Source organism: Desulfobacterium sp. N47, assembly GCF_051233685.1.
Lineage (GTDB): Bacteria > Desulfobacterota > Desulfobacteria > Desulfobacterales > RPRI01 > RPRI01.
On sequence record NZ_JBAMMY010000329.1, the window covers coordinates 1 to 2,363 of the forward strand.

3 protein-coding genes are annotated in these 2,363 nt (G+C 41.7%); all 3 read left to right on the forward strand.

The window, feature by feature from the left end; all coding sequences use genetic code 11:
* Positions 1 to 13 precede the first annotated feature (13 nt).
* The gene (gene qrcD, locus VXK47_RS20905) at positions 14 to 1,189 is read left to right on the forward strand and encodes a menaquinone reductase integral membrane subunit QrcD (protein WP_435550727.1); all 1,176 of its coding nucleotides are present in this window, start codon (positions 14 to 16) and stop codon (positions 1,187 to 1,189) included.
* Positions 1,190 to 1,217: 28 nt separating this feature from the next.
* A complete protein-coding gene (locus tag VXK47_RS20910) occupies positions 1,218 to 1,370 on the forward strand; it encodes a hypothetical protein (RefSeq protein ID WP_435550725.1) in 153 nt (50 codons plus the stop codon).
* A partial coding sequence (gene murA / locus VXK47_RS20915; protein ID WP_435550726.1) for a UDP-N-acetylglucosamine 1-carboxyvinyltransferase occupies positions 1,363 to 2,363 on the forward strand: 1,001 nt, incomplete at its 3' end. The genes VXK47_RS20910 and murA, both read left to right, overlap by 8 nt.

Sequence of the window (2,363 nt, forward strand, 5' to 3'; positions counted from 1 at the left end):
ATGGCAGTTTGCTCTGTGGATAAGTGCGGCAGGCACTGTGCTGTTATGGGGTGTTTATGCAATGTTTCTTTGCTGGTTTAAGGGACTTAACCAGACCAACATGAATGACTCGTATGGATTTGCTTTATGGATCTGGGCCGATCTTGTTATTATAGCACTTGGCGGCGGAGCCTTTTTTACGGGGTTTTTAAGATATATAATCGGCAAAGATGAACTCAAAAATATCATCAACTATGCCGTTATTATCGGGTTTATCTGCTATAGCTCTGCGCTTATCATACTGGGTATTGACGTAGGACAACCGCTAAGAGGCTGGTTTATTTTCTGGCACGCAAACGTACATTCCATGCTGACCGAAGTAGCCTTCTGTCTAACCTGTTATCTCTTTGTTCTGATTATTGAATATATTCCTATTATTCTTGAAAACCGCCGGATAGATAATGTGCCCTTTTTTCACAATCTTGGTCACAATTTGCATGAATTAATGGCAGTATTTGCCGCAACGGGGGTTTTTCTGTCATTTTTCCATCAGGGTTCTCTCGGAGGCGTGTCCGGAGTTTTGTTCGGACGTCCGTTTGGTTACAGAGAAGGAGTATTTATCTGGCCATGGACATTTTTTCTTTTCACATGGTCGGCTGCCGCCTGCGGACCTTGCTTTACAATTCTTATCACAAAGATTACAGAAAAAATAACAGGGAAAAAGCTTGTAAGGCAGAATGTAATAGAGCTTCTTGCAAAAATTTCAGGCTGGATGTTAGCAACATATATCATTGCAAAAATAATAGATACTATGTACTGGGCAATGGTTACTCTTCCTGAAACAGGTTTTGGCCTTATGGATTTTTATTCGAATAACCCATTTTACGGTATCTGGATACTTGTGCTTGAAATAGTAATTTGCGGGATTCTTCCTGCACTGATACTAATATCGCAAAAGGGACGAAAAAGCAGGTATGGACTTATAACTGCCGCAATTCTTGCTGTGCTGGGAGTTTGTATTAACCGGTGGGTGCTGGTTCTTCAGGTAATGGCTGCTCCGGTACTCACATTTGAAACCTGGCAAATGTATTTTCCAAGCTGGCAGGAGGTTGCAACTACAATTTTGCCTATTGCCTATGGCATAATTATTATATCTTTTTCATACCGGTATCTGCCGGTTTTTCCGCAGGAAAAGGAACTGAACCCTTAGACGCATATAATTATATTCGGAGGTAAATATGTTTCCGTTCTGTTTTGAATGGATGTGGGATATGTCCCATATGGTTTTTATGGGCGGGTTATGGTTTGCTCTTGTAATTATCGGTCTTGGAATGGTTTACTGTATTGGCCGCGCTTTTTTTGATACACACATAAAAGGTGATAATGGATAAAATTATAGTTGAAGGCGGGTATCCTTTAAGTGGTGAGGTAAAGATAAGCGGCGCAAAAAATGCGGCTCTTCCTATCCTCATATCTTCATTACTTGTTGACGGGTCTTGTACTTATTCGAATGTCCCCGATTTAATGGATATTGAAAGCACAAAAAATCTTCTGATAAATCTTGGCGTCTGTATGGAAACAGATGGGGATATAGTAAAAATGGATGCTGCGGGGCTGAATAATTATGAAGCGCCGTACGAGCTTGTCAGAAAGATGAGAGCATCCATTCTTGTGCTTGGGCCACTTGTCGCAAGGCTTAAAAAAGCAAGGGTTTCTTTGCCCGGCGGTTGTTCCATTGGAGCGCGCCCGATAAACCTGCACCTAAAGGGACTTGCCGCTCTTGGGGCAAATGTTGATCTTGTTCACGGTTATGTTGAAGCAAGTGCAGATACATTAAAGGGAGCAGAAATTTATTTTGACACGGTTACTGTAACCGGCACGGAAAATCTAATGATGGCAGCCGTCCTGGCTGAAGGCACCAGTATTTTACGTAATGCGGCAAGAGAGCCTGAAGTTGTAGCTCTTGCGGATGTGCTTAATAAAATGGGAGCAAAGATAGAAGGTATCGGCACATCAGTATTAAAAATAACCGGAGTTGAGTCTTTAAAGCCTGTTTCAGTATCTATCATACCCGATAGAATAGAGGCTGGAACTTTTATGGTTTCTGCAGCGCTTACCGGCAGCGATATCAAGATTATAAATTGCGAACCCGCACATCTGGAATCTGTTATTCTCAAACTTAAATTATCCGGCTCTGATATCACAATTGGGGACAATAGCATAAGAGTTAAGGGTGGGGACAAAATATCAAGCATTGATATAAAGACGATGCCATATCCCGGGTTTCCCACCGACATGCAGGCGCAGTTTATGGTGCTTATGTCTGTTGCTAAAGGTTTTTCCGTAATTTCGGAAACAATATTTGAAAACAGATTTATCCATGT